The 592-nt window shown below is 46.3% G+C and carries 1 pseudogene; it reads right to left on the bottom strand.

Annotated features, from left to right (window positions below):
• Positions 1 to 592: pseudogene (locus Q4Q50_RS22335) on the bottom strand (IS3 family transposase); the annotation flags it as partial.

Genomic DNA, 592 nt, shown 5'->3' with positions numbered 1-592 from the left:
TGTCACATGCTCATTTTCAGCCTTTTTATAGCGGTGTCTAGGTTGTTGGCAACTCACTAATCCGAGCTTTTTCATTAACCGAGTCGCCCGATAACGACTTAACGTAAAGCCACGTTCAGAGGCGATTGTTGCGATACTTCTCGCCCCTGCAGATTGCTTGCTTTCAGCATGTATTGCTTTGATTTCACATTCTAAACGCCGCTGCTCAGGTGTCACCACAAGCTCACAGCTTGCCCAATAACGGTAGCTACTCCGGTTCACGTTGAATACGTGGCATAACACTGAAATAGGATATTTATTGCTCTGATTGAGTTTCTCGATTATCGAGAATTGTTCAGCGAGTCCGACATCAATAGAGCGGTAGCCTTTTTTAGGATTTCTTTCTCGAGATTAATTCGTTCAATTTCGCGTTTTAGCGCCCTGATTTCAATCTGCTCAGGTGTCATGGGGGAGGCTTTAGGTGCAAGCCCTTGGCGCTCAATCTGAAGCTGTGTTACCCACTTACTGACCGTCGATTTCCCCACGTTCATGGCTTTTGCCGCCGCTTCTTGTGTGTAACCTTGATCAACGACTAATTGAGCGGTTTCGAGCT

It is taken from the genome of Shewanella scandinavica, assembly GCF_031932065.1.
Classification (GTDB): Bacteria; Pseudomonadota; Gammaproteobacteria; order Enterobacterales; family Shewanellaceae; genus Shewanella; species Shewanella baltica.
Note: the sequence above shows the minus strand (reverse complement) of the source record. Positions and strands in the feature narration are given on the sequence as shown.